This window comes from Pseudomonas sp., assembly GCF_037994325.1.
Taxonomy (GTDB): Bacteria; Pseudomonadota; Gammaproteobacteria; order Pseudomonadales; family Pseudomonadaceae; genus Aquipseudomonas.
Genome location: NZ_JBBNAH010000227.1, coordinates 1 through 26,820 on the forward strand (window position 1 = coordinate 1; position 26,820 = coordinate 26,820).

The window sequence follows — 26,820 nt, forward strand, 5'->3', positions numbered from 1 at the left end:
GAGTCGTTGTGCAGGGGGTAGAGCGGCAGGAGCCGCGAAAGGCGTGGGGCCAAGGATGGCCCTGCACGCCGACCCCCGGAGCAACGACGTAGCGAGGGAAGTCGCAGCGCAGCGCAGACCCAAGGTAGGGGCAAGCGTTTTGCCTACTTTTCCGCGACTGGAAAAGTAGGTCGCGCGTAAGGCGCGAAACCAAACGCTCAGTGCACGCGGTAAAGAACACCACCCCCGCCCCAGAAGCAAACATCCGAAAATCATCGCGTGGAAAGCGCTTATCAGCCGTTCTCCTCTTCATACCGATCCAACGTATCCCGAGTAATAATCCGCCCCAACTCAATCAACTCCGGGGCCTTATAAAACTCAAAAAACCGACACGCCCGCCGTGGAATATTCACCAAAATATCCGGCGGATAGCCGGCAATCTTGTACTGCGCCAGCGACGTCTGCATCACTTCAAAACTCTGGTTCACCAACTCCAGCAACGAAGCCGGGCTGCCCGTTTCCGCCACCCGCGAACCACTGGCCGAGTTTGGCGTTGGGCTTTCTTCTGGTCGCGGCGATGGCGCCGCTGCCGGTGGGTCAAGCCAGGGGTTGGGTTCAGCAGTGGCTGCTTCTTCCAATAGCGCGGCGGCTTCCGCTTCGCTGGGGAGTTTGCGCCGGAAGGGAATACGCGAGCCGACGGCACCCATCAACGAGTCCAACTTGCCTTTGAAGGCAGCCGGTCGTTCGATAACCGGCAGTTGGTAGTGGCGCTGGCCATTGGCGTTAAGGTTAACGGCCACGATCAGGTCGCAGTGGCTGGCCACTACCGGCACGATTGGCAGCGGGTTTAGTAGGCTGCCATCGACCAGCATGCGTTTGCCCTGAATCACCGGAGTAAACAGGCTGGGGATCGCCGCCGAGGCGCGCATGGCTTGGTGCAGGTTGCCTTGTTGAAACCAGATTTCCTGCTGGAAGGTGAGGTCGGTGGCCACCGCTGTGTAGGGGATGCGCAGGTCTTCGATATTGATCTCGCCAACCATCTCGCGAATGCGCCCAAAAACCTTTTCGCCACGAATCGCCCCCAGGCGAAAACTGACGTCGAGCAGACGCAGTACGTCGAGGTAGTCCAGGCTTTCGATCCAGGTACGGTATTCCGGTAATTTACCGGCGGCGTAGATACCGCCGACCACCGCGCCCATGGAGCAACCGGCGATGCAGGCGATCTCATAGCCACGACGTTCCAGTTCCTCGATAGCACCAATATGCGCATAACCCCGCGCGCCCCCCGCACCCAACACCAGCGCCACGCGTTTACTCATTACCGACTCCTGATTACTATCGCCAGCCGCTTTGCGACGGCGTTTGTCGACCATACGCGCGATGGCGTGTGCATGCCAAGGCGTGGGTACCCCGCCGGCAATTGCCGCTTCGCTTAGGTCGCACTTTTTTGCGCCGCTGGCGTCTGAACAAAACGAGTCGCTGACTCCCCCTTACTTCCCCTGGAGCAATATTGATGAAAGCCTGGATCTGTGTACCCCTGATGGTGCTGGCGTTATCCGGTTGCGCCGCCAAAACTGCCTACCGCGACAGCTGCGCCTCGCAGTCTGACGCCGCCTGGCGCGAGCTGGACCTGGCCAAAGCCGAAGGCTTTGCCGGTACCGTGAGCTACTCCAAAGCCTTGTCGCTGCTGACCGGCGCCAAGACCTCGCAACAGTTCGAAGGCTACGAAAGCTGCACCAAGAACGCCAAGAAAGCGCGCTTCTACATCAGCGAATCCCGCGCCGGGCGTTAAACGCTAACTGCCCACCCACAGGGAAATGCGATCCCTGTAGGGTGTGCTGCGCGCACCAGCCGGGAAACGAGTAAGCCCCTGGTGCGCGCAGCCCACCCTACGATCTCCCCGCAAAATCCAGCACAGCGATACAAGTCATTCTTTCCTCGCTCTCCCACTATCAAGCCCTAGCTTTTTGATAGTGAGCCCAGCATGCCCAATCCATTCCTGCGCACCGCGCTAACTGCCAGCGACTGGGGTTTGTTATGGCTGCGAGTAACCGGCTCGCTGTTGCTCTTGCAGGTGCACGGCCTGCCCAAGTTGCTGCATTTCAACGAGCAACTCAGCCTGATTGAAGACCCTTGGCACCTCGGCGCCCGGTTCACGCTTAGCCTCGCCATATTCGCCGAAGTCCTTTGCCCGCTGGCGATCATTCTCGGTCTGTTTACCCGTTTGGCCTGCCTGCCAATTCTCGCCGTACTGCTGGTGGCGTTGGTGGTTGTGCACCCCGAGTGGAGCTTGGCCGAGGGCCAGTTCGCCTGGTTGCTGCTGATCATTTTTAGCACCGTGTGCATCGCCGGCCCTGGGCGGCTTGCCGTGTCGCGGCGGCTGCCGGGCAGGGCGGCAGCGCTGGTCTATCTTCAATGACTGCCTTTGGTGGTCATTCGCTCGGAGTGGGAGAGCTGCAACATGAGTAGCGTGGAATTGTTTGATGAGGTGGTGACCCTGCTGGTCCGCCACCGTGTGAAGGCGGGGCAGGACGCGGCGTACGAGGCATGGCTGCGGCGCATTATCGGCATCGCCAAAAATTACCCCGGGCACTTGGGTATCGACGTGATGCGCGGGCACAGCGATGGGCTGACGTTGTTTACCTGTGTGCTGCGTTTTACCTCCTCTGAGCAGCTGCAAACCTGGATGGACTCGCCGGACCGCAAGGCCTTGGTAGCCGAAGTTCAGCACCTGCTAGCCGATGGCGACCAAACCGAAATCAACGCTGACCGCGAGTTCTGGTTTAACCCGAATGAAAGCAGCGGCGGACCGCTGAAACCACCGCCACGCTGGAAGCAAGCCTGTGTCACTTTCTTGGTGATTCTGCCGCTGAGCATGGGCGTGCCGTTGTTATGGAAACCGCTGTTCGCCCAGGTGCCGTGGCTGGGCAACTACGTGGCCAGCAGTGTGTTGATCACCCTCAGCATTGTCTTGTTGGTGGTGTACGTCTTTATGCCACGGGTGACGCGCTTGTTCGCCCGCTGGCTCAACGCTTGATGAGGATTGCGCCATGAGTGATGACTCCTCCAACAACAAACCGCCAGCCCCTGGCCGCCGCCAATTTCTCGCTGCCAGCTCGGTGCTTGGCGCCGCGGGTGCGCTGTGGTCGGCCTTACCTTTTTCTGCTTACGCCAACTCATCTGGAGGCTCGATGAACGCTGATCTGATTCTTTTTAATGGCCGCTTGCACACGGTTGACCGGGAAAAACCAACGGCCACGGCGGTGGCCATTAAAGACGGCAAATTTGTCGCCGTGGGCAGCGATGCCGAAGCGATGGCCTTACGTGGCAGCGCCACGCAAGTGGTCGACCTGCAAAAGCGCACGGTTATTCCTGGCCTCAACGACTCGCACCTGCACCTGATCCGTGGCGGCCTGAACTACAACCTGGAACTGCGTTGGGAAGGCGTGCCGTCCTTGGTTGATGCCTTGCGCTTGCTTAAAGACCAAGCCGACCGCACGCCTGCGCCGCAGTGGGTGAGGGTGGTGGGCGGTTGGAACGAATTCCAGTTTGCCGAAAAACGCCTGCCGACCATTGAAGAGCTAAACAAAGCCGCGCCCGATACCCCGGTATTTGTGTTGCACCTGTACGACCGCGCCTTGCTCAACCGCGCGGCGCTAAAAGTGGTCGGCTACACCCGCGACACGCCCAACCCACCGGGTGGCGAGATTGTAAAAGACGCCAATGGCGAACCCACCGGCATGCTGGTGGCGCGTCCCAACGCGATGATTTTGTACTCCACCTTGGCCAAGGGGCCCAAGCTGCCGCTGGAGTATCAGGTCAACTCCACGCGTCAATTTATGCGCGAGCTCAATCGCCTCGGCGTGACCAGCGCCATCGACGCCGGCGGCGGCTACCAGAATTACCCGGATGACTACCAAGTGATCCGTGAGCTGGCGGCCAAAGACCAGCTCACCGTGCGCATCGCCTACAACCTGTTTACGCAAAAGCCTAAAGAAGAGCTGGTCGACTTTAAAAACTGGACCAGCATGGTCAAGCCGGGCGACGGCAATGACTTCTTCCGCCACAACGGCGCTGGCGAAATGCTGGTGTTTTCCGCCGCCGACTTCGAAGACTTCCTCGAACCGCGCCCGGACCTGCCGCAAACCATGGAGCAGGAGCTGGAGCCGGTGGTGCGCCACCTGGTGGAGCAGCGCTGGCCCTTCCGCCTGCACGCCACTTACGACGAATCCATCTCGCGCATGCTCGATGTGTTCGAGAAAGTGAACCGCGATATTCCCTTCAACGGTCTGCACTGGTTCTTCGACCACTGCGAAACCATCACGCCGAAAAACATTGAGCGCGTGCGCGCCCTGGGCGGCGGTATTGCCGTGCAGGACCGTATGGCGTTCCAGGGCGAATACTTTGTCGACCGTTACGGCAAAAAGGCCGCTGAGGCCACACCGCCAATCAAACGCATGTTGAGCGAAGGCGTGCCGGTGGGTGGCGGTACCGACGCCACGCGGGTGTCCAGCTACAACCCGTGGACCTCGTTGTACTGGATGGTCAGCGGCAAAACCGTTGGCGGCATGGAGTTGTACCCCGAAGGCCTGCCACGGGAAACCGCGCTGGAACTGTTCACCCATGGCAGCGCCTGGTTCTCCAGCGAGCAGGGCAAGAAAGGCCAGATCAAGGTCGGCCAATTGGCGGATTTGGTCACCCTGTCAGCGGACTTCTTTAGCGTCGAGCCGGAAGCGATCAAGTGGATTGAGTCGGTACTGACCGTGGTCGACGGCAAGATCGTTTATGGCGCTGGCGATTTCGACAAAATCGCACCGCCTGCCTTGCCGGTGACTCCGGACTGGTCGCCAGTGGTGAAAGTGCCCGGCCACTGGCGTCAGCAGACCGCCCTGGCGGCTGCCGTGCACCAATGCTCCGGCCCGTGCGGCGTGCATTCCCATAGCCATGAAAAAGCCCGTTTGTCCTCGGCCCCGGTCAGCGACCACCAAGGGTTCTGGGGGGCGTTTGGTTGTTCCTGCTTTGCCTTCTAAGCACTGAATCCCACCCTCAGGCCTGCGCTGGCGGGCCTGACTTTTCAAGGAGTCATCATGAGCAAAAAATACAATCGCTTGGACAAAGACAACGCCGTGGTTTTGCTGGTTGACCATCAGGCCGGTCTGATCTCCCTGGTGCGCGACTTCACCCCCGACGAGTTTAAAAACAACGTGCTGGCCCTGGCCGATATCGCCGCGTTTTTTAAGCTGCCGACCATCCTGACCACCAGCTTTGAAAATGGCCCGAATGGGCCGATGGTGCCGGAGCTGAAAGCCAAGTTTCCGGATGCGCCGTATATCGCTCGCCCTGGCCAGATCAATGCGTGGGATAACCCGGATTTTGTTGCGGCAGTTAAGGCCACTGGGCGGAAGCAGATCATCATTGCCGGTGTGGTAACCGATGTGTGCGTGGCGTTCCCGACCTTGTCGGCTATTGAAGAAGGCTTTGATGTGTTTGTGGTGACTGATGCGTCGGGCACCTTTAACCCGCTGGTGCGTGAGTCGGCGTTGAGCCGCATGGTGGAGGCGGGCGCGCAGTTGATGAACTGGTTTGCGGTGGGGTGTGAGTTGCAGCGCGATTGGCGTAATGACATTGAGGGGTTTGGGGCGATTCTCGGTGGGCATTTGCCGGCGTATGCGAATTTGATGCAGAGCTATAGCCAGAAGAGTTGATTGTAGGACTCATGCTTCAGGGCCGTAGGGTGTGCTGTGCGCACCTTTGCGGTCTTCTTCCTTACCGCGTTTGGTGGACGTTTTGTTTCGCGCCTTACGCGCGACCTACTTTTGGCATTGCCGGATTGCCGGACCACCCAAAAGAAACCAAAAGGTCTAGCCCCTACCTTGGGTCTACGCTGCGCTTCGACTTCCCTCGTTCCATCGTCGTTCCAGGGGCCCGGCACAACGGGCCTTCCATGGCCCGATATGCCTCTCGCGGCGTCCCTGCCGCTCAACCTAGCCGGCGCCCCCTTACACGACGATTCCACTCAGCCTGCGATAAATGGGGCGGGTAGATCATAAGCCAGATCAAAAGCCTCCCTCACCCCAGCCCTCTCCCGCTAGCGGGAGAGGGAGCTGATCGGAGTACGGCTTTGGGCGCTCGTCACCCCTCGCCTGCTGGTGGGCGCCCGGCTAGGGGAGAGGGGCCGGGGGTGAGGGGGGGGGCCGGTTCGGTCTTTAGGTCCTACTTCAAGAAAGCCTCCATGCCTTCCCGGCATGTTTTTTATGCCTTTCACATCTTAAAAATAAAAAGTCCTTAAATATCAATCACCTAAATATTTTTATTCCATAAGGTTACTACAAAAGAGGAAAAAGTTACTTTTTGAGCTAAGCGCTTTCCTCAATTATGGCGCCCAGAACGTTTAGACCGCTCTGCAATGGCCTTCTTGCCCTGTTGAGTGTCCCGCGATCACAGCGCTGTTGGTTTCGGGGTTTTGTTTTTTGAAGGAGTTTTTATGGGCAATGTTCAAACCGCCGCGACAACGCAGCGGCTGTGGCAGGCGCCGGCTAGCGCTGATTTGGTCGATCTCGGTCATCGCCATCGCGAGCCGTTGGCGCACAGTCGTCGGCACCATGTCGCCCCGGTCGGGGCCCTCAGTCGTCGTGAGAAGGTGTTGTTGGCGATTCTCGCCGTGGTTGCCCACGGTGGCTTGATCTATTGGTTGAATCAGCAGGCCACGCCGCCGTTGCCGGTGGTGCCGCCGCAAATTCCGCCGATGGAAATCGAGTTTGCCCGCCCGGCACCGCCTGTGGTTGAACCGCCGCCACCTCCACCGCCGCCTCCTGTGGTTGAGCCGCCACCACCGCCACCCCCTGTGGTTGATGAGTTGGCCGCGAAACCGGCGCCCAAACCGATTCCAAAACCGAAACCGACACCACCGCCAAAACCGGTACCCAAACCCGTAGAACCGCCACCGCCGACACCCGCTCCACCGCCACCTCCAGTGGCCGCCGCGCCGGCACCGCAACCACCGGCGCCCGCACCGGTTACACCGCCGTCGGCTAACGCGGCGTATTTGAAGAACCCGCCGCCGGAGTATCCGCCGTTGGCGATGCGTCGGGGTTGGGAAGGCACAGTGTTGCTGCGGGTGCATGTACTGGCCAACGGTAGCCCGGCAGAGATTCAGATCCAGACGTCCAGCGGTCGCGAGCAGTTGGATAACGCCGCCATACAAGCGGTGAAACGTTGGAGCTTCGTGCCCTCCAAGCAGGGCGATGTGGCGAAGGATGGTTGGGTCAGCGTGCCTATCGGCTTCAAGTTGCACTGATAACGAAACACCGCGCCCAGCGCGAACGAATTAGCGAATTAGTAGAGAGAGTTGAATCATGAGCTTACTGGCCACATCCCCCCTTGAATCGATTGAAGCGGCAGTCATCTGGCTGTTGGTGGGTTTCTCCGTGCTGACCTGGGGCCTGGCCCTGTTGAAGGCCCTGCAGTTCGGCCGCTTGAAGAGCCAGGACCGCAAGTTCCAGAAGTTGTTTTGGAGCGCCTCCAGCCTTGATAGCGCTGCCGACTTGGTCAATGCCCAGCCAGGCGCTGTTTCCCGTGTGGCTCAAGCCGGTTTCGGCGCGATTCAGGTGCACGAAAATGCCCAGGACCTGAGCCAGGCAATCAACCACCAGGACCGCCTGGAGCGCGCCCTGCGTCAGCAAATTCAACGTGAGCGCCGCTCGCTGGAATCGGGCTTGGCGGTGGTTGCTTCGATCGGCAGCACCTCGCCCTTTATCGGCTTGTTTGGCACCGTGTGGGGCATTATGGAAGCCCTTAAAGGCATCAGCGCCGCCGGTTCGGCGAGCCTGGAAACCGTGGCCGGGCCTATCGGTGCAGCCCTGGTGGCCACTGGTGTGGGTATCGCCGTCGCGGTTCCGGCAGTGCTGGTTTACAACTACTTCCTGCGTCGCCTGAAACTCAACTCGGCCGACCTCGACGACTTCGCCCATGACTTCTACAGCCTGGCGCAGAAGAGCTCCTTCAAGCTTATCCAACTGCCTGGCGGCAAAGCAGCAGGTAGCGCGCAGAAAGTGAAGGAGGCCTCGTAATGGCGTTCTCCACTCAAGACAGCGATGAAGTACTTAGCGAGATCAACGTAACGCCGCTGGTGGACGTGATGCTGGTGTTGCTGGTGGTGTTTATCGTCACCGCGCCACTGCTGACCAACGCCATTCCGATCAACCTACCCAAGACCGAAGCGGTAGCGCCGGTCGAGCAGAAAGACCCGCTGGTAGTGAGCATCGACGGCGAAGGCAAAGTCTTCCTTAACAAAGACGAAATTCAACCCGAGCTGCTGCAAAGCAACCTGGAAAACGCCAAAGCCAAAGACGCCGAACTGCGCGTGCAACTGCAGGCTGACGAGAAAGTCGACTACGGCCAAGTGGCCAAAGCCATGGCCTCGATTGAGCGCGCGGGCATTACCAAGTTGTCGGTGATTACTGCGCGGTAACAGGCAAAAAAGGTTTTAAGGTTTGGGCCGCTCTTCTTCAGGCAGGGGCAGGGTGGCCACTTTTATTCTCGTACCCGGACCCCGTGAAACTACTGCGCTCGGTTAGGCGGTGTTGAAAACGGGCTCACAATGCTCATTGGCTACAGCCAACTCCGCTTGTTCGCTCGTTTTCGCCTTGCCTAACCTTCGCTCGCTACGTTTCACGGCGCCCGGCCCCCACCTCCAATCCGGGACGAACCCCATGAGCACAACCCTGTATATCTCCCCCGGCGCATGTTCATTCGCCGCCCATGTGGTGGTGCATGAACTGGATCTACCCATCCAAGTCGAGCGCGTGCCACTGCGCACCGCTGACTCACCGATACACCAGATCAACCCGCTGGGCCGGGTGCCGGTGTTGCAGCTGGACGATGGGCGGATCATCACCGAGAACAGCGCGATACTGCCGTTTCTGGCGGACCTGAAACCGGCGACTACCTTGTTTGCCCCGGTAGGTAGCGTGGAGCGAGCGCAGATTCAGAGCTGGATCGGTTACTTGGCAGCGGAAGTGCATGCCGCGTCGTTTCGCCCACTGAATCGTCCCGAGCGCTACAGCGCCGATGAGAGCGCCCATCCCGGCATTCGCGCGCGGGCGTTAGAGCAGCTGTACACCGCGTTGGCGCATATTGACCGGCACTTGCAGGAACAGCCGTATTTGGTGGCTGAGCGCTACACCATTGCCGATGCGTACCTGGGCGTGTTTGCCGGGTGGGCAGGGCGGGTGGGTGGCAAGTTGGATGAGTTGCAAGCGTTGGCCAGGTTTCGGGAGGAATTTAAAGAGCGCGCGGCGGTTAAGCAGGCGCTGGTGGCGGAGGGGTTTTAAAGCCTTGGCCTTGTGCTGTGGGTTGCCATTCCACCGCTGTTCCAACGGGCCTCTGGTCTGATGTGCCCCTTGACGCTTTCCAGCGGCGCCCCCTTACACGGCGACTCCATTTAGCCAGCGATGAATAGGGCGGTAGATCAAGATCAACAGCCCCTCACCCCCGGCCCCTCTCCCGCGAGCGGGCGAGGGGTGACGTATGGCGACCAGCCCACGCGGTCTGCTCCCTCTCCCGCTTGTGGGCGCCCGGCTAGGGGAGAGGGCTGGGGTGAGGGGCTTTTGATCTGGCTTGTGATCTACCCGCCCCGTTCACCGCAAGGCCGAGCGGAGTCGTTGTGCAGGGGGTAGAGCGGCAGGAGCCGCGAAAGGTGTGGGGCCATGGATGGCCCTGCACGCCGACCCCCGGAGCAACGACGGAGCGAGGGAAGTCGGAGCGCAGCGTAGACCCGAGGTAGGGGCAAGCCTTTTGCCTACTTTTCGGCGACTGGAAAAGTAGGTCGCGCGTAAGGCGCGAAACCAAACGTTCAGCGCACGCGGTAAAGAAGACCACCACCGCAACCAACGCAAACATCAAAAGCTGGTGCGCAAACCGGCACCCCCTACCTCTCCCGCATCGCCTCCGACCGCGCCTTCAACACCGGCTTAAGCAGATAATCGAGCACGCTCTTATGCCCGGTAATAATCCCCACATTGGCCACCATGCCCGGAATAATCAGCAACGGATGCTCATCGGTGCCCAAGTGGTTTTTATCGGTGCGCACTTGAATCAAGTAAAAGCTGTTGCCCTTGTCATCGGTCACGGTGTCGGCGCTGATCAGCTCCAGCTGCGCCTTTAAGCCGCCATAAATCGTGTAGTCGTAGGCGGTGAATTTCACCATCGCGCTTTGCCCGGGGTGCAGAAACGCCACGTCTTGCGGGCGCACACGGGCTTCGATCAGCAGGTTGTCTTCAATCGGCACAATTTCTAGCATGTCGCTGCCGGGCTGGACCACGCCGCCGATGGTGTTGATTTTCAAGGTTTTGATAATACCGTGCACCGGTGAGGTCACGGTGGTGCGGCTGACGCGGTCGTCGATGGCGACGCTGGTGGAGGTGATTTTGGTCAGCTCGGTGCGTTTTTCGTTGAGCTCTTTCGAGGCATCCGAGCGAAAGGCCAGGTCGGATTCCTGCATTTTGCTTTTGATTTCGTCGATGGCCGCTTCAGCACGGGGAATCGCCAGCGAGGTGGAGTTCAGCGAGCCGCGAATTTCCACGGCGCTGCGGCGTAGGCGGAGGATTTCTACCGGTGAAATCGCGCCGGTGCCAACCAGGGGCTCGGACATATTCAGTTCTTGTTGCAGCAAGCCCAGACTGGAGCGGTATTGCTCGACCTTGGAGCGGAATTCGGCCAATTCCTGAGTCTTTTGTCGCAGCTGTTCGTTTAGGGTGCGCTGTTCGCTTTCCAGGTGTTTTTTCCGCGAGCTGTACAGCGCCAGTTCATCGGCGGCCAGTTGCGGGGCTTTTTCCAGCATTTCTGGTGAGAGCTGCAAGGGCCGACCTTCCGCCTCGGCCGATAGACGCTCAACCCGGGCGACCAAGGCCAAACGATCGGCTTCGGTTTCGCCTCGGTTGGAGAGAAAGCGGGTGTCGTCCAGGCGCATCAGTTTGTCGCCCTTGTTAACCATCTGTCCTTCGCGGACAAAAATTTCGGTGACGATGCCGCCTTCGAGGTTCTGGATCACTTGCACCTTGCTCGAGGGAATGGCTTTACCTTCGCCGGTGGTCACTTCATCCAGCACGGCAAAGTGCGCCCAGCCTAGCGCGGTAAGCAGCAGGGCACAGGTGACCCACAGGGTGATGCGCGACAGCCAGGGCGAGTCTTCGCGAACTGTGCCGTCCACCTCCGGCATAAATTCGGTGTCCTGCTTCTTCTGGCGCAGGCTGGAAAAATAGCCGCGCGGCGGTTGGCTCAGGTCCATGGTTTTCCCGTTAAGCAATAGGTTCGAAACGTCATACCGAGGCCTGGCCGATGCGGCCTTTGCGCAGGGCGTCGATAACCGCGTCTTTCGGCCCGTCGGCCATGACGTGACCGTTGTCGAGCACGATCAGGCGGTCGACCAGGCTGAGCATTGAGGTGCGATGGGTAATCAGCAGCACGGTTTTGCCTTGCACCCAGGTTTGCAGCTTGGCTTTCAGGGCTTCTTCGCTGCTGTTGTCCATGGCGCTGGTGGGTTCGTCGAGCACCAGAATCGGTGGGTCGAGCAGCAGGGCGCGGGCCAGTAATACGGCTTGGCGTTGGCCGCCGGAAAGCAGTTGGCCGCGTTCGCCCACGGGGCGTTCGAAGCCTTGCGGGTGGGCGCGGGCCAGCTCGTTGACACCGGTCATTTCCGCCACTTCGAGCATGCGCGCATCGCTGACGTAGCGGGCACCCAGGGTCAGGTTGTCGCGCAGGCTGCCGGAGAGCAGGGGCAGGTCGTGGGCGACATAGCCGATCTGGTGGCGCAGGTCGGCCACGTCCAGTTGCCGCAGGTCCAGGCCATCAAGCAACAGTTGGCCTTCTTCGGGGGTGTAGAAACCCATGATTAAGCGCGCCAGGGTGCTTTTGCCTGAGCCGCTGCGACCGATGATGCCGATACGCTCACCGGCTTGCATATGCAGGCTGGCACCGACCAGGGCCGGGGAGGCGGCGCCTGGGTAGGTAAAGCTGACTTTGTGCATGTCCAGCGCGCCCTTGAGGTGGGTGCGCTCCAGGGGGCGCTGTTTGGCCTGGCGCTCTTGCGGCATGGCCATCATGGCGTCGGTGCTGCGCATGGTGATTTGCGCTTGTTGGTAGCGGGTGATCAACCCGGCGATTTGCCCCAGCGGCGCCATTACCCGGCTGCCGAGCATATATGAGGCCACCAGGGCGCCGACGCTGAGGTTGCCATCGATGATCAGGTACACGCCGGCAATAATCGTCGCCATGCCGGAGAACTGTTGCAGAAACAGCGTGCCGTTGGTGGCCAGGGCCGAGAGGTTGCGGGCATGGGCGTCGAGGCGGGTGAGGGCGCCGTGGGTGGTTTCCCATTTGTGCTGGCGCTCGCTTTCGGCGCTGCAGGCTTTCAACGTTTCCAGGCCGCTAAGGGTTTCGATCAGCAGCGCTTGGCGTTCGGCACCCAAGGCCAGGCTTTTTTGCACGGTGTCGCGCAGCCGCGATTGGATGATAAAGGCGAAGCCAATGGTGATCGGAAAGGCCAGCAGCGGGATCACCACCAGCCAGCCGCCGAGCAAGCCGATGACGATGATCATCAACAGGGCAAAGGGCAGGTCAATGATGCTGGTCAGGGTCACGGCGGTGAGAAATTCGCGCAGGCCCTGGAAGTCGTGAATGCTCTGCGCGAAGCCGCCGACACTGGCGGGGCGCGCGCTCATGGACATGCCGGTGATGCGCTCAAACAAGGTGGCTGAGAGCACCACGTCAGTCTTTTTCCCGGCTACATCCAGCAGATGCGAACGCAACACCCGAAGCAGCAGTTCGAAAATCGTGCCCAGCAGCAGGCCGATGGACAACACCCACAAGGTGGCGGTGGCTTGGTTGGGCACCACGCGGTCGTAGGTTTGCATCACAAACAGCGGCACCATCATGCCGAGAATGTTGATCAACAGGCTGGCGAGAATGGCGTCGGCGTACAGCCAGCGCGACAGTTTCAGGGTGTCGCGAAACCACGCTTCAACACGCGGAACCAGCGGCGTGCGCAGGTCTTCCAGCTCATGCCGGGGGCGGGCGAACAGGGCTTGGCCGGCGTATTCGGTTTTGAGTTCGTCACGCGTGACCCATTGCTCGCCGCCTTCGGCTTCGCTGGGCAGAATCAGTGCTTTGCCGTCTTTGCTCCACTCGCGCAGCACCGCGCAACGGCCGCCTTTGAACAGCAGCAACACCGGCAGGTTGAGGGCAGATATGGCGTTTAAATCGCGGCGCAACAGGCGCGCCTGCAAGCCGGCACGGGCCGCTGCGCGGGGCAGCAAGTCGGCACTCAGGCGTTGTTCGGGCATGGGCAAACCGGCACTCAGGCTGCCGCGGCTGGCGGAGCAATTGTGCAGATTGCAAAGAATCAACAACCCATCGAGTAACGGGTCGTCATGGTCTAAGCGCGGGTCACCGGAAGGTCCGGTCCGTTCCATGGTGGTCACAGATACAACTCCTACTTCTTCAGACCTGAGAACTCGGCCACTGCTCTCTGATCACGCCGTGTCGGCTGTGTTCAGACAATTGTTCGGCCGGACTTCTACCTGACGGGCTGATACCGCCTGGTGCGCACAGCGCACCCTACGAATCGAAGTGCGATCTGCCGTAGGGTGTGCTGTGCGCACCAGCCGTTGCTATTTCATCGAAGGTAGTTGCGCTGTGCTTTTCACTTCATTCAGGGCTGTGGCCTCGGCCGGCAGTACGGTGCCTTGGTGGCGCAGCAGGTCGCCCATGGCCGATTGCAGGCGGTACATCGAGAATTCCTCGGTGTAGCGCACTTCGGTGTAGCGGCGGTTGGCGGTGAACAGCTCGTTTTCGCTGTCGAGCAAGTCGAGCAGGGTGCGTTGGCCTAGGCCGAATTGGTCTTGGTAGGCCATGCGTACACGCTTGGTGTAGTCGGCGTAGTCACGCGCCATCGGCGTTTGTAGACGGGCGTTTTGCAGGGCGTTCCAGGCCAGCGAGACGTTCTCGTTGATCTGCCGCAGGGCGTTGTTGCGGATGTCCATGGCCTGGTTGATTTGGTAGGCGGTCGATTGCAGGTTGGCTTTGTCGCGCCCGCCGTTGAACAGGTTGTAGGTCATCACCACGCCAGCACGCCAGTTGTTGTCGTGGCCTTCTTCGCCGGAGGTGTTGTTGTTGGCATTGGCTGCCAGTTCGGCGTCCAGGCGCGGGTAGAAGGGCGACTTGGCCACTTCGTATTGTTTCTCCGCGGCGTTGACGTCGGCCTGGGCCGATTTCAGCAGCGGGTTGTTGTCCACCACCAGTTGCCGGGCGGCGCTGAGGTCTTCAGGGATCTGGCCCTTGATCGAGGCGGGCGCTTCCAGCTCGTCGGCCGGACGCCCTACGGCGCTGAGAAAGTTGGCTTCAGCATCGGCCAGGTTGACCTGTTCGGTGTACAGGTTGTTGGCCGCCAGGGCCAAACGTGCGGCCGATTGATCGGAGTCGGCGTTGCTGCCCACCCCACGCTCGCTACGCAAATTAATCTGGTCGCCCATGCGTTGGTGGGCCTGCAGGTTGTTTTTCGCCAGGGTCACCATCTCCCGGCGTTTCAGCACTTCCAGGTACACCTCGACGGTGCGCAGGGCCAGGTCTTCGCCGGTGCCTTGGATGTAATACGCGCGCGAGTCGACCACCGCTTCGGTGCGGGCCACCTCATTGGGCGTGTTGAACCCGTCGAAGATCATTTGCCGCAGGCGCAGCTGCGAGGTGCCGTAGTCCAGTTGCTCCTTGTTGTGCCCGGTGAGGCCGCGGGTGGTTGGGCTATCGGTTTCTTCACGGCCATAACCGGCGATCGCATCCACCACCGGGTAGTAGCCGCCTTTGGCGACCTTGACCTGTTCCAGCGTGGAGCGGCGGTCGTTGATGCTGGCTTGCAGCTCGGGGTGAGTGTCGATGGTGCTTTGGATGGCTTCGCTCAGCGACATGGCTTGCGCTTGCGCGCAGACCATCGCCAGCAGCACACCGGTCCATAGGGGGCTTAGTGCAGGCATGGGTACTTCTCCAGATGTGTGTGTTGTGTCGTTTATGCCAATAAATTGGCTTATGCGCCTAGTAGACCGTTTCAGGCTTGTAACATCACAGCTAAGAACAACTTTAGAACAACCTAAGAAATTTTTGGAACAAACCTTATGAACAAACATTCTTATGCATTGTGTGAAAACGAGCACATTGTTTTTGCCTGTAAGTCACGTTTTTCGGGGTCTTTGATGCCGGCGGGGCTTGTCAAGTACGGTCAATTGCTGTTTTAGAGCGTCTGGAAAGGGGAGAAACACTGCTGGCAGTTTGAGCAGGCTAGGGCGATGGTTTTTTGACGTCATGGCTTTTTGATGTTTTTTGTCGCTGCTTACTTTCGGCGGGTATCTCGTATTCCTCGGGTTTTGAAAGGCTGTTGGCCCTTTTGAAATTGCATGTCGACGATCGTCGGCAGCAGGTGTGAGGAAGGATGTCATGGCTACGTTAATTGGTGTCGTCAGTAAGGTTATCGGCGAGGTCTTTGCGGTAGCGAGCGACGGATCGCGACGCCCACTGTCCGAAGGTGATCGTTTGTTTGCCGGTGACCAAATCGAAACCGGCGCCCAAGGTGCAGTGGCCGTTGCCCTGACCAACGGCAACGAATTAACCCTCGGCCGCGAAAGCAGCCTGACCCTCGACAGCTCGATGCTGGCCCAAGGCACGAATACCGCCACGCCTCCCGACGGCACTGAAACCGTCAACCCCAACGCCACCGCCCCGGCAGCCCCCACTGATCAGCAACTGACTGACGTGGAAAAACTGCAAGCCGCCATCGAGGCCGGCGCCGACCCAACCCAACAAGGTGAAGCCACTGCTGCGGGCCCAGGTGCCGGCGGTGCCGGTGGCCCTGGCGGTGCTGGCGGTGGTCGCTCGTTTGTGTTGCTGTCGGAAACCGCCGGTTCAGTGGCGCCGACCATTGGCTTCCCCACCGAAGGTTTGATTCGCGGCCCTGAATTCCCTGAGCCAGAAGCCGGTAACCCTGACCCTGGCATTGCCGCAGTCGATAGCAGCCCCAACACCGGCACCACCAGCATTGACCTCGACGAAGACGGCGACCTGCCAGGCAGTATCGAAGGCAGCCCGTACGGTGATGACCAACCCAATGTGCCGGCGTCCCTCAGCGGCACCCTGGGCTACAACTACGGCGCCGATGGCCCTGGCACGTTCTCGTGGAATGCGGTCGATCTCTCTGGTTTGAGTGCCCACGGTTTGCCACTGGTTGCCGTGATCAGCGCCGATGGCCTGACCCTCACCGCCCATCAAGGCAGCGCCGATGGCCCGGTGGTGTTTACCGCCACCAACACCGACCCTGCCACGGGCGCCTATAACTTTGAATTGCAGCTGCCGTTGGATCACCCGGTGGCAGGGGCCGAAGACACCCTCAGCTTGCAACTGGGCTACACCATCACCGATGGTAATGGCACCCCGGCCACCGGCTCGTTGGCCGTCAATGTCAACGACGACAGCCCCGAACTGGCGACCTTCCGTGAAGGCGAGGGCGAAGGGCAGGGCCAAGTGTTCTTCCCCCATGTCGGTGGCACCGTGCATGAAGATGCCCTGACCCAGACGCCGCCCAGCGATGGCCCAACCCTGCTGGCCTTGCCTGGCGTGGGCTTGAATGCGCCCTACGAGGGCAACAACGAAGACGGCGACCCAGTCGGTTCGGATGCCAACCCCGCGCAAACGGTGAATGTTTCCATCGACGCTGGCCCCGGTTCACTCACCAGCCTGGTTAACTTCGGTGCCGATGGCATCGGCAGCTTTGGCCTGGTAGATGTCACCACCGCCACTGCCGTACTCAGCGCGCAGAATCTCAGCTCCGGTGGCGTGGCGCTGACCTACACCGTCGACGTGGCCGCCGATGGCAGTTACACCACCCTGACCGCCAACGGCCCGGGTTTCCCGGTATTCACCCTGCAAGTGGGTGCCGATGGCAGTTTCAGTTTTACCCTGCAAGGCCCGCTGGATCACCCGCAAGCCAATGGCGATGACGGCGAACTGTTCGGCAATGGTGATGTGGTGGGTATCGACTTTACCCAACTGCTGACTGCCACCGACTTTGACGGCGACCCGGTGCAAGGTTTCAACGAAGCCAACGGCCTGTTCACCATTGATATCGAAGACGATGTGCCGACCATTGGCAGCGTTGCTACCGAGGCGCAGCTGCAGGTCGATGAAAGCGACTTGGGTGCCAATGCCTCGGCTAATTTCAGCGATGCGTTCACTGTGCAGGGCGGCGCCGATGGCCTGCAAAGCGTGAGCTATGAGCTCACCGTCAGTGACCCCGCCAGCGGCCTAGTGGATACCGCCACGGGCGAAAACGTGGTGTTGAGCGTTAGTGCTGGGGTGGTCGAAGGCCGCACGGCCGGCAGCGGCGACCTGGTCTTTACCGTCAGTGTGGCGGCCGATGGCACCGTTACCCTCGATCAAATTCGCGCCGTGGTGCACAGCGATGGCAGCGATGCCAATGACCTGGCCACCCTGGGCAGCGGCCATATCAACCTGGTAGCCACGGCCACTGATGGCGATGGCGATACCGCCAGCGGCAGCCTTGATCTGGGCAACGCCATCAGCTTCCGTGACGATGGCCCAAGCATTACCCCCGGCACCCTGGCTGGCATTGCCTTGGTGGTCGATGAAACCTTCCTGAGTGTCGACGCCAGCGCCGATTTCAGCAGCGCTTTTGTACCGACCTTTGGCGCCGATGGCGCCGGCAGCGTGACCTATGCGCTTAACGTCAGCGCCGCAGGTAGCGATAGCGGCCTGGTGGATACCGCCACCGGCGATGCCATTTTGCTGTTTAAAGAAGGCGCTGAATTGGTGGGCCGCGTTGGCGGGCCAGCCGGTGCGGTGTCCTTTACCGTGAGCGTGGATGCCAGCAGTGGTGTGGTCACCCTCGACCAGCAACGCGCCGTGGTGCATGACCCCGAAGCCGGCCCGAATCAAAGCACCGGCTTGCTCGGCACAAACCTGGTGCAGTTGGTCGCGACCATCACGGACAAAGACGGCGACAGCAACAGCGCCAGTCTGGATATCGGTGGCACCATCAGCTTCCTCGACGATGCCCCGGTAATCGATCCAGGCACCGGCAAGCCGCCCGTTCTGGTGGTGGACGAAACCAACCTGGGCCTGGACGCCAGCGCCAATTTCAGCGGCGCGTTTATTCCGGTATTTGGCGCCGACGGCCCAGGTGCGGTGGCCTATACCTTAAACGTCAGCGCCCCCGGCGCCGACAGCGGCCTGAAAGACACCGCCACCGGCGATGCGATTCTGCTCTACAAAGAAGGCAATGATTTGGTCGGCCGTGTTGGCGGGCCAAGTGGCGCGGTGTCCTTTACCGTCAGCGTAAATTCCGCCACCGGCGTGGTCACCCTCGACCAGCAATTGGCTATCCAGCACTTGCCTGAAAGCGGTCCGGATCAAGCCAGCAACGTTCTGGCGGCCGACCTGATCCAACTCACCGGCACCATTACCGACGGCGATAACGACAGCACCTCGGCCACCCTGAATATCGGCAATGCGCTGAGCTTCCACGACGATGCACCAACTGTTGGGCAAACCACTGCCACTGCGGTGCTGGACGACGAAGGTCTGCTCGGCGGTATCAACGGCGGCCCAGGCGATGTGGCCGGTGCCGCGACCACCACCAGCGGCACGCTAAACCTCTCAGCCGGTGCCGATGGCCTGCAAAGTATTGCCTTGAGTGGCCCGTCCACCCTCGGCGGCGAAAGCGTGACCTCGGTGTGGGATGCCAGCACCAATACCCTGACCATCAGTTCCAGCCGTGGCGCCTTGGTAACCGTGGAGCTGACCAATCTCAGCACCGGCGCCTATACCGTCAGCTTGCTGCAACCGTTGATGCATCAGACCGCAGGCACCGAAGACACCCTGCAGCTTAACGTTGGCGTGGTGGTGACCGACCGCGACAACGATCAGGCCACCGGTAGCCTGGTGGTCAATATCAACGACGACAGCCCAACCATTCAGGCCAGTGACCTGGGTGGCAGCTCGTTTGTAACCTTTGCAGGCAGCAGCGCTGGCTACAACAACACCTACGGCTACTACATCAAGGCCGCCGATGGCACGCCGGTGGACGGCAAGATCATCTGGGCCAATGTGCACAACCAAGCCTCAGGCGATACCGTCGATATCAGCAGTCTGGACCCCAGTACCACAGGCTTCTTTATTATTCCTAATGGCGCCACTAACAACCCTGGGTTGGTTAACGGCGCGCCGGTGACCTTTAGCCTGGTCAGCGGCCAATGGGTGGCCTCGGTTGGTGGCGTCGCGCTGACCGGCTCGGCTGGCGCCAATGTGCTGTTTAACGATGCCACCCTCAACCCGGGCGGCTCGCACCTGCAAGACACCGGCATCCCCGGCAACCAGAACTGGGAAGACCTCACCCAGGGCTCTGACTATGACTACAACGACGTCGCCACCAATGTCACCTGGGGCTCGTCGCTGCAACTGCAAGTGGATGAAACCGACCTGGGCACCAACGCCAGCGCCAACTTTGCCGGCACCTTTAACGTGCAGCCTGGCGCCGATGGCTTGGCCAGCCAAACCTATGGTCTGAATGTCACCAACGCCAATTCCGGCTTGGTCGATACCGCCACCGGCGAAAACGTGATTCTCAGCGTAAACGCTGGGGTAATCGAAGGCCGCACCGCCACCAGTAATGAACTGGTATTTACCGTCAGCGTAAATGCCAGCGGTACGGTCACCCTCGACCAGATCCGCGCCATCGTGCACCCCACCGGCGACCCTGACGAAGCCACGTTCCTCGGCGCCGGGCATATCAGCCTGGGCTCCACCGTGGTTGATGGCGACGGCGACTCGGCTACGGCCGCCGTTGATCTCGGCCAAGTCATCAGCTTCCGCGACGACGGCCCCAGCGTGACCAGCAATGGCGTGGTGTTGCTCGATGACGACGCGTTGGCCAATGGCATTCCGGGCGGCGTAAATGACGACGTTAACTCGGCCAATAGCACCGGCACCCTGGCCCATAGCTACGGTGCCGACGGCGCCGGCTCCATCCAATGGCTGACCAGCGGTGCACCGGCCGGTTTCACCTACGAAACCTCCGGCACCAGCCTGGTGGTGAAACAGGGCGCGACCACCGTACTGACGGTGTCGCTCAATAGCAGCACCGGCGAATACAACGTGGTGCAAAACGCCCCGATTGATCACGCCAATGCCGACAACGAAAACAACCAGGCCTTTACCTTTAACTACCAGGTTGCCGACAAAGATGGCGACAAGGCCACCGGCACCTTGCAGGTCAACGTCGACGACGACACCCCGCAAGCACAAAACGATGTGGCGACGGTGCAGGTTTCGCAGGCGCAGAATTTCAACACCGTGTTTGTCCTGGACTTTAGCGGCAGCATCAGCAACACCGAACTGAACACCATGCTGGTGGCGGTGAAGGCTGCTGCTCTGGCGCTGTTTAGTGGCACCAGCGGTGATGTACATGCGCAGATCGTGGTGTTCTCCGATGGCGCGGTGTCGTACCCGACCTTTGATAACTATGCCGACTTTGCCGACAAGCTCGACCAGCTCAACCCGGCAGAAGGCGGCACCCGGCCATTCAACGGCAACACCGACTTCACCGATGCCGTGCACCAAGTGGTCACCGACTTCACCCCGATTGCCGGCGCCAGCAACCAAGTGTTCTTTATCAGTGACGGCAACCCTAACCAAAGCCAAGGCCCAGGTGGCAGCTCGCTGACCACCGCTGGCGCCACGGAGTGGGCAGCCTTTATCAACGCCCACAACATTAACGTCACCACTATTGGCGTGGGCGATGGCATCGACCAAACCCACCTGCAACAAGTGGACTTGGACGGCAGCGGCTCGCCGATTCTGGTGGACGGTTTTGGTGGGCTGATTGACACCCTGGTCGACCAGGTTACCGGCAGCTTTGTCAGTGGCAATGTGCTGCTGGGCAGCAACGGCGTGGCCGGTGGCGGTGATGACGACAGCTATGGCGCCGATGGTGCGGGGCATATCCAGTCTATTCAGGTGAATGGCGTCACCTACGTCTGGGATGGCGTCAACACCATTGACCCGAGCGGCAGCGGGGCGAATATCAGCGGCAATCAGCTGACCAATATCGCCACCGCCCAGGGCGGCACCTTGTCGTTTAACTTCAGCACCGGCGCCTGGACCTACAAAGCCCCGGATGCCGGCGGCGACAAAGTGGAAACCTTCCAATACACCATCGTCGACCACGACGGCGATCCGTCTACCGCCAGCCTGACCGTGTACGTGCAAGACACCTCGCCAGTAGTAGCGACTGTGGATGAAGACGAACTGCCTGGCGGCATTACCGATGGCGACGCGTTCACCACCGTTGCCACTGGCAGCCTGGTGGACCTGGGCGTGGCCGGCAGCACCCCGCAGTTCAGCTTGAGCGGCGACACCAGCGGCTTGCCGGCCGCCACTTCCCATGGCGTGGCACTGGTCTACAGCGTGGTGGGCAATACCCTGACCGCCACGGCGGGAGCGGGTGGGGCGCAGGTGTTTACCTTGCAGGTAGATGCCAACGGCGATTACACCTTTACCCTCAAAGGCCCGCTGGATCACCCGCTGGGCAACGGCAGTGACAGCGAGCAACTGACGCTGAATTTCGCCAGCATTCTGCAAGCCACCAATGGCGGCACTCCACTGCCGCTCAGTGGCGGTTTCCTGGTCAATATCGAAGACGATGTACCGACCATCAGCGCCGGCAACGCTACTCCAGCCCAGCTGCAAGTAGACGAAACCGACCTGGGCACTAACGCCAGCCATAACTTCGCCGGCTCGTTTACCGGCCAGTCCGGCGGTGACGGCGCGGGCAGCACCACCTACAGCCTGAACGTCAGCAGCAGTGGGGCCAATAGCGGTCTGAAAGACTCGGCCACCGGCAATGACATTCAACTGTTCAAAATCGGCAATGAGGTGGTCGGCAAAATTGGCGGCATCGCCGGCACCACGGTGTTTACCGTGTCGGTAAATGCCAGTGGCGACGTGACCCTCGACCAACTGCGCGCGATTGCCCATACCCCGGAAAGCGGCGCCGATCAGGCTGCCACGCTGTCGGCGGCTAACCTGGTGCAATTGGTTGCCACCATCACCGACTACGACGGCGATAGCAGCAGCGCCACGCTTAACCTGGGCAACGCCATCAGCTTTAAAGACGACGGCCCCAACGTCACCAGCAACAACGCCGTACTGCTCGACGACGATGCGCTACCCAACGGCAATGCCAGCGGCATTGGCGATGACGTTAACGCGCAAAACACCTCCGGCGTGCTCGCCCACAGCTATGGCGCCGACGGTGCTGGTTCCATTCAGTGGCTAACCAGCGGCGCGCCGAGCGGCTTTACCTACGAAGCGTCGGGCAACAACCTGCTGGTGAAACAGGCCGGTGCTACGGTGCTGACCGTCACCCTCAACACCGCCACCGGCGCCTACAACGTGGTGCAGAACGCACCGATTGACCACGCCACGGCGGACAGCGAAAACAACCAGGCCTTTACCCTTAACTACCAAGTTACCGATAAGGACGGCGACAAGGCCACCGGCACCCTGAACATCAACGTCGACGACGACACCCCGCTGGCCAAGGGCGATATCGCCTATGTGCAAGAAGCCCAGGGGCAGAACTTCAACTCGGTGTTTGTGCTCGACTTTAGCGGCAGCATCAGCAACAGCGAACTCAACACCATGCTCACCGCCGTGAAGGCGGCCGCGCAGGCGCTGTACAGCGGCACCAGTGGTGATGTGAAGGCGCAAATCGTGGTGTTCTCCAGCGATGCCACCGCCTATACGCCAATCAGCAACTACGCCGATTTCGCCGCCAAGGTCGACAGCCTGAACCCGACCTTGCCTGGCGGTGTGCGGCCGTATAACGGCGATACCGATTTCAGCGATGCGGTCAGCAAAGTCACCACCTCGTTTACGCCGATTAACGGCTACAGCAACCAGGTGTTCTTTATCAGCGACGGTAACCCCAATGAAAATACCGGCCCTGGCGGCGCATCGTTAACCACCGCGGTCTCGACCGCCTGGACCAACTTCGTTACCGCCAACCACATCAACGTCACCACCCTTGGCGTGGGCGATGGCATTGACACGGCTCACCTGCAACAAGTGGACGTTGACGGCAGCGGCTCACCGATTCTGGTGGCCAACTTCGGCAGCCTGGTCAGCACCCTGGTGGCGCAAGTCTCTGGCGGCCTGGTGACTGGCAATGTGCTGGCCGGCAGCGACGGGGTGGTGGGTACGGCCGATGACGACAGCTATGGCGCCGACGGCGGCGGCCATATTCAGTCGATTCAAATCAACGGCGTGACCTACACCTGGGATGGTGTAAACACCATCGACCCATCCGGTAGCGGCGCCAACATCACCGGCAACTCGTTGAGCAATATCGTCACAGCCGATGGCGGCAAGCTGTCGTTTAACTTCAGCAATGGCGCCTGGAGCTACACCGCGCCGACCACTGTGGTTGGCGACAAAGTGGAGAGCTTCCAATACACCATCGTCGACCATGACGGCGACCCATCCTCGGCCACGTTGACCGTATTTGTCGAAGACGCCGCACCGGTTATCGCGCGGGTTGATGAAGACGAACTCAGCGGCGGCGTGAGCGATGGCGATGCCTTTAACACCGTTGCCACCGGCAACGTCGGCGACCTGGTATTTGGCCCAGGCACTGCGCAGTTCAGCCTGAGCAGCAACACCAGCGGCTTGGCTTCGGCCACTTCGCACGGCGTAGCGCTGGTCTACAGCGTAGTGGGCAACACCCTGACCGCCACAGCGGGAGCGGGTGGGGCGCAAGTGTTTACCTTGCAGGTCGGCGCCAATGGCGATTACACCTTTACCCTCAAAGGGCCGTTGGATCACCCGCTGGCCAATGGCGATGACAACGAACTGCTGACCCTGAACTTCGCCAGCATTCTCAAAGCGGTGGACGGCAGCAATAACCCAATGACCCTGGCCGGCGGCTTCCTGGTGCAGATCGAAGATGACCTGCCAAGCGTTGCCCTTAGCACCGCCCCAGCACCAACCCTGCAAGTGGACGAAAGCAACCTGGCGGCCAACGCCAGCAGCAACTTCGCCGGTGCGTTTAACAGCAGCTATGGCGCAGACGGTGCGGGCTCTACCACCTACAGCCTGAACGTCAGCTCGGCGGGTGCCGTCAGCGGCTTGAAAGACGCCGCCACCGGCAGCGATATCCTGCTGTACAAAGTCGGCAGCGACATCGTCGGCAAAGTGGGCGGCAGCTCCGGCGCTACGGCCTTTACCGTAACGGTTAATGCCAGCAATGGCTTGGTCACTCTTGACCAGAACCTGGCCTTGCAACACAGCCCCAATACTGGGCCGAACCAATCGCTGACCCTTAGCGCTGCTAACCTGGTGCAACTGGTCGCCACCGTAATCGACCACGACGGCGATTCTGCCAGCACCGCGCTAAACCTGGGCAACGCCATCAGCTTCCTCGACGATGCGCCAACAGCGGCAAACATCACCCAGAGCGGCCAGGCCACCACCAGCCTTAACACCAACCTGATGATCGTGCTGGATAACTCCGGCAGCATGGGTGACAACTCCGGCGTCGGTAACATGACCCGCATGGAAGCGGCGAAGAGCTCGCTGCTGGAGCTGTTCGAGCAATACGATGCCTTGGGCGATGTGAAAGTCAGCGTGGTGTCGTTCTCCACCACCGCAACCGTGCAGGAAGTGTGGGTGAGCATTGCCGATGCGAAAGCGGCGGTGCTGGCGCTGCAACCGACCAATAACACCAACTACGACGACGCGCTGATCAAGGCGATTACCGCCTATGCGCAAGCGGGCAGCGACGGCGGCAAAGTCACCACCGGCAATGTGCAAAACGTGGCGTACTTCCTCTCCGACGGTCAGCCCAACGAGCCTGGGAGCGACGCAGGCATTTCCAACACCGCAGGCAGCGCGGCGGGGTGGCCGACACCGTACTCCAACGGTGGCGTGTCGGAAGAGCAAGCGTGGATCAACTTCCTCAGCGCCAACAACGTGCGTGCCTACTCCCTGGGCATGGGCACTGGCGTTAACGCCGCGCCGCTCGACCCGATTGCCTATAACGGCAGTGCCGGCACCAACACCGACTCCACCGTGGTTACCGACCTGAATAACCTCACCTCGGTACTGGTTGGCACCGCCCAGGCATCACCCCTGCTGGGCAACCTCACCAGCGGCGGCAGCTTCGGCGCCGATGGCGGTTATGTGCGGGTGCTGAGCGTGGATGGCAAAACCTTCACCTACGACAAGGCCAGCAACGCCGTAACCGTCGGCGGTGCTGCGGGCGCCACCACCTACACCTATAGCGGGGGCATGCTCACCCTGGGCCTGGCCTCGGGCGGCAGCCTGGCAGTGAACGTCAACAGCGGTGCCTACGCCTTTACGCCACCGAGCGTAATCAGTACGGCGCTGGCGGCGACCATTCTGTTCACCCTGATCGACCTGGACGGCGACACCGCGCAAGCGGCGCTAAACATCGCCATCAGCGCCAGTCAGGCACCGATGGTGGTGCGCGACGACCTAGTACTAACCAACCTCGAAGCGCAATCCGGCATTGACCACATCAGCATTCCGACTTGGGCGCTGCTGGCCAACGACACCGGCCCAAGCCACAACCTGCTGTCGATCATCGCCTCGGGTAACCCGGTGGATGGCAGCGTTACCCACAACGCCAACGCGCCGGTGTTTAACGAAGAAAGCAACAACGCCCGTGATGGCGGCAGCTTCACCTACACCGCCTCCATCGACGGCAGCCACGCGTTGGATACCTCCGTGGTGACTGTCGACCGTGGTCAGAGTGGTGAGAACACCCTGGACGGCACCTTCCGCGACGAGATTCTGCTCGGTCGTGACGGCGCCAACGACACCCTCAACGGCAACGATGGCAACGACATCCTGCTGGGCTTGGGTGGCAACGACACCCTCAATGGCGGAGAAGGCAACGATATTCTTGCCGGTGGCCTGGGCAATGACGCGCTCAACGGCGGCAACGGCGTCGACACCGCCAGCTACATCGACGCCACCTCCAGCGTGATCGCCAACCTCACCACCAACACCGCCAGCGGCGGCGCAGGCAGCGACACCTTTAGCAGCATCGAAAACCTCATTGGCTCGGACTACAACGACACCCTCACGGGCAACAGCGGCAGCAACTACCTCTACGGCGGTGCTGGCAACGACACCCTAAGTGGCGGTGGTGGTGCCGACTTCCTGGTCGGTGGCTTGGGCGCAGATACCATGAGCGGTGGGGCAGCGAAGGACACGTTTATCTGGGAAAAAGGCGGCTTGGGCGGTGGCGCCGACCATATCACCGACTTCAATATCGACCTGACCGGGAGCAACTCCGACGTGCTCGACCTGTCGCAACTGCTCTCCGGCGTGGCGCAGAACGGCAATGCCTTGGACGACTACCTGAGCTTTAGTTTTGGTACTAGCACCACCATTAATATCAGCACTACAGCGGGTGGACCGGCGCAGCAGAGTGTGACGTTGGATGGGGTTAATCTCTCCAGTGCGGCGTACTACGGCAGTACCGATGCGGCGACGGTGATCAATGGGATGATCAGTGATCATGCGTTGAAAACTGACACCGTATAAACCGGTTGTTCCTGACTTGGCCCGCCGTAAGGCGGGCTTTTTTTGTGTGGTGGATTGGGTTGTGTGGTGCGCACTGGCTGTGTATTTCTTCGGTTACCGCGTGTGCTGAACGTTTGGTTTCGCGCCTTAGACGCGGGCTTTTCGTAGGGTGTGCTG

General features: G+C 60.6%; 14 protein-coding genes. 10 read left to right on the plus strand and 4 right to left on the minus strand.

What is annotated here, in order from left to right; all coding sequences use genetic code 11:
- Window positions 1-272: 272 nt before the first annotated feature.
- Window positions 273-1,298, minus strand: a complete 1,026-nt coding sequence (locus AAAB16_RS07585) for a patatin-like phospholipase family protein (RefSeq protein ID WP_340662799.1) — start codon at window positions 1,296-1,298, stop codon at window positions 273-275.
- Between the two features lie 194 nt (window positions 1,299-1,492).
- On the opposite strand from AAAB16_RS07585, the gene AAAB16_RS07590 reads away from it, so the two are divergent.
- The 9 genes from AAAB16_RS07590 to AAAB16_RS07630 all read left to right on the plus strand — a co-directional run bounded on the left by AAAB16_RS07590 (window position 1,493) and on the right by AAAB16_RS07630 (window position 9,311).
- On the plus strand, window positions 1,493-1,771 hold the full coding sequence (locus tag AAAB16_RS07590) for a hypothetical protein (RefSeq protein WP_110617869.1): 279 nt from the start codon (window positions 1,493-1,495) through the stop codon (window positions 1,769-1,771).
- Between the two features lie 192 nt (window positions 1,772-1,963).
- Complete coding sequence (locus tag AAAB16_RS07595; RefSeq protein WP_340662800.1) at window positions 1,964-2,398, plus strand: DoxX family protein; 435 nt, start codon at window positions 1,964-1,966, stop codon at window positions 2,396-2,398.
- A gap of 42 nt (window positions 2,399-2,440) precedes the next feature.
- Window positions 2,441-3,016: an antibiotic biosynthesis monooxygenase gene (locus AAAB16_RS07600; RefSeq protein ID WP_340662801.1), complete on the plus strand. Its 576-nt coding sequence runs from the start codon at window positions 2,441-2,443 to the stop codon at window positions 3,014-3,016.
- A 154-nt stretch (window positions 3,017-3,170) separates the two neighbouring features.
- Window positions 3,171-5,009: an amidohydrolase gene (locus tag AAAB16_RS07605; RefSeq protein WP_177411388.1), complete on the plus strand. Its 1,839-nt coding sequence runs from the start codon at window positions 3,171-3,173 to the stop codon at window positions 5,007-5,009.
- A 57-nt stretch (window positions 5,010-5,066) separates the two neighbouring features.
- Entirely contained in the window at window positions 5,067-5,684 is a 618-nt protein-coding gene (ycaC, locus tag AAAB16_RS07610) for an isochorismate family cysteine hydrolase YcaC (RefSeq protein WP_340662802.1), read from the plus strand.
- Between the two features lie 779 nt (window positions 5,685-6,463).
- Complete coding sequence (locus AAAB16_RS07615; RefSeq protein ID WP_340662803.1) at window positions 6,464-7,276, plus strand: energy transducer TonB; 813 nt, start codon at window positions 6,464-6,466, stop codon at window positions 7,274-7,276.
- A 58-nt stretch (window positions 7,277-7,334) separates the two neighbouring features.
- Window positions 7,335-8,048: a MotA/TolQ/ExbB proton channel family protein gene (locus AAAB16_RS07620; RefSeq protein ID WP_340662804.1), complete on the plus strand. Its 714-nt coding sequence runs from the start codon at window positions 7,335-7,337 to the stop codon at window positions 8,046-8,048.
- Complete coding sequence (locus AAAB16_RS07625) at window positions 8,048-8,449, plus strand: biopolymer transporter ExbD (RefSeq protein ID WP_110617876.1); 402 nt, start codon at window positions 8,048-8,050, stop codon at window positions 8,447-8,449. Before AAAB16_RS07620 ends, AAAB16_RS07625 begins: the two co-directional genes overlap by 1 nt.
- A 241-nt stretch (window positions 8,450-8,690) precedes the next feature.
- Window positions 8,691-9,311: a glutathione S-transferase C-terminal domain-containing protein gene (locus AAAB16_RS07630; RefSeq protein ID WP_340662805.1), complete on the plus strand. Its 621-nt coding sequence runs from the start codon at window positions 8,691-8,693 to the stop codon at window positions 9,309-9,311.
- A gap of 596 nt (window positions 9,312-9,907) precedes the next feature.
- On the opposite strand, the gene AAAB16_RS07635 is transcribed toward AAAB16_RS07630, so the two are convergent.
- The 3 genes from AAAB16_RS07635 to AAAB16_RS07645 all read right to left on the minus strand — a co-directional run bounded on the left by AAAB16_RS07635 (window position 9,908) and on the right by AAAB16_RS07645 (window position 15,002).
- Window positions 9,908-11,266 (minus strand): HlyD family type I secretion periplasmic adaptor subunit, encoded by a 1,359-nt coding sequence (locus AAAB16_RS07635; protein ID WP_340662806.1) that lies wholly within the window; start codon window positions 11,264-11,266, stop codon window positions 9,908-9,910.
- 31 nt (window positions 11,267-11,297) lie between these two features.
- A complete protein-coding gene (locus AAAB16_RS07640) occupies window positions 11,298-13,448 on the minus strand; it encodes a type I secretion system permease/ATPase (protein WP_340662809.1) in 2,151 nt (716 codons plus the stop codon).
- 198 nt (window positions 13,449-13,646) lie between these two features.
- A complete protein-coding gene (locus tag AAAB16_RS07645; RefSeq protein WP_340662807.1) occupies window positions 13,647-15,002 on the minus strand; it encodes a TolC family outer membrane protein in 1,356 nt (451 codons plus the stop codon).
- A gap of 457 nt (window positions 15,003-15,459) precedes the next feature.
- Here AAAB16_RS07645 and AAAB16_RS07650 point away from each other — a divergent pair, with 457 nt between their 5' ends.
- On the plus strand, window positions 15,460-26,664 hold the full coding sequence (locus tag AAAB16_RS07650; RefSeq protein WP_340662808.1) for a retention module-containing protein: 11,205 nt from the start codon (window positions 15,460-15,462) through the stop codon (window positions 26,662-26,664).
- Window positions 26,665-26,820 lie beyond the last annotated feature (156 nt).

Bases quoted from the DNA above. Each gene is read 5' to 3' on its own strand.
- AAAB16_RS07645 (WP_340662807.1), bottom strand. From the start codon at position 15,002: ATGCCTGCACTAAGCCCCCTATGGACCGGTGTGCTGCTGGCGATGGTC.
- AAAB16_RS07585 (WP_340662799.1), bottom strand. From the start codon at position 1,298: ATGAGTAAACGCGTGGCGCTGGTGTTGGGTGCGGGGGGCGCGCGGGGT.
- AAAB16_RS07625 (WP_110617876.1), top strand. From the start codon at position 8,048: ATGGCGTTCTCCACTCAAGACAGCGATGAAGTACTTAGCGAGATCAAC.
- AAAB16_RS07590 (WP_110617869.1), top strand. From the start codon at position 1,493: ATGAAAGCCTGGATCTGTGTACCCCTGATGGTGCTGGCGTTATCCGGT.
- AAAB16_RS07605 (WP_177411388.1), top strand. From the start codon at position 3,171: ATGAACGCTGATCTGATTCTTTTTAATGGCCGCTTGCACACGGTTGAC.
- AAAB16_RS07635 (WP_340662806.1), bottom strand. From the start codon at position 11,266: ATGGACCTGAGCCAACCGCCGCGCGGCTATTTTTCCAGCCTGCGCCAG.
- AAAB16_RS07640 (WP_340662809.1), bottom strand. From the start codon at position 13,448: ATGGAACGGACCGGACCTTCCGGTGACCCGCGCTTAGACCATGACGAC.
- AAAB16_RS07620 (WP_340662804.1), top strand. From the start codon at position 7,335: ATGAGCTTACTGGCCACATCCCCCCTTGAATCGATTGAAGCGGCAGTC.
- AAAB16_RS07595 (WP_340662800.1), top strand. From the start codon at position 1,964: ATGCCCAATCCATTCCTGCGCACCGCGCTAACTGCCAGCGACTGGGGT.
- AAAB16_RS07650 (WP_340662808.1), top strand. From the start codon at position 15,460: ATGGCTACGTTAATTGGTGTCGTCAGTAAGGTTATCGGCGAGGTCTTT.
- AAAB16_RS07600 (WP_340662801.1), top strand. From the start codon at position 2,441: ATGAGTAGCGTGGAATTGTTTGATGAGGTGGTGACCCTGCTGGTCCGC.
- AAAB16_RS07615 (WP_340662803.1), top strand. From the start codon at position 6,464: ATGGGCAATGTTCAAACCGCCGCGACAACGCAGCGGCTGTGGCAGGCG.
- AAAB16_RS07630 (WP_340662805.1), top strand. From the start codon at position 8,691: ATGAGCACAACCCTGTATATCTCCCCCGGCGCATGTTCATTCGCCGCC.
- ycaC (WP_340662802.1), top strand. From the start codon at position 5,067: ATGAGCAAAAAATACAATCGCTTGGACAAAGACAACGCCGTGGTTTTG.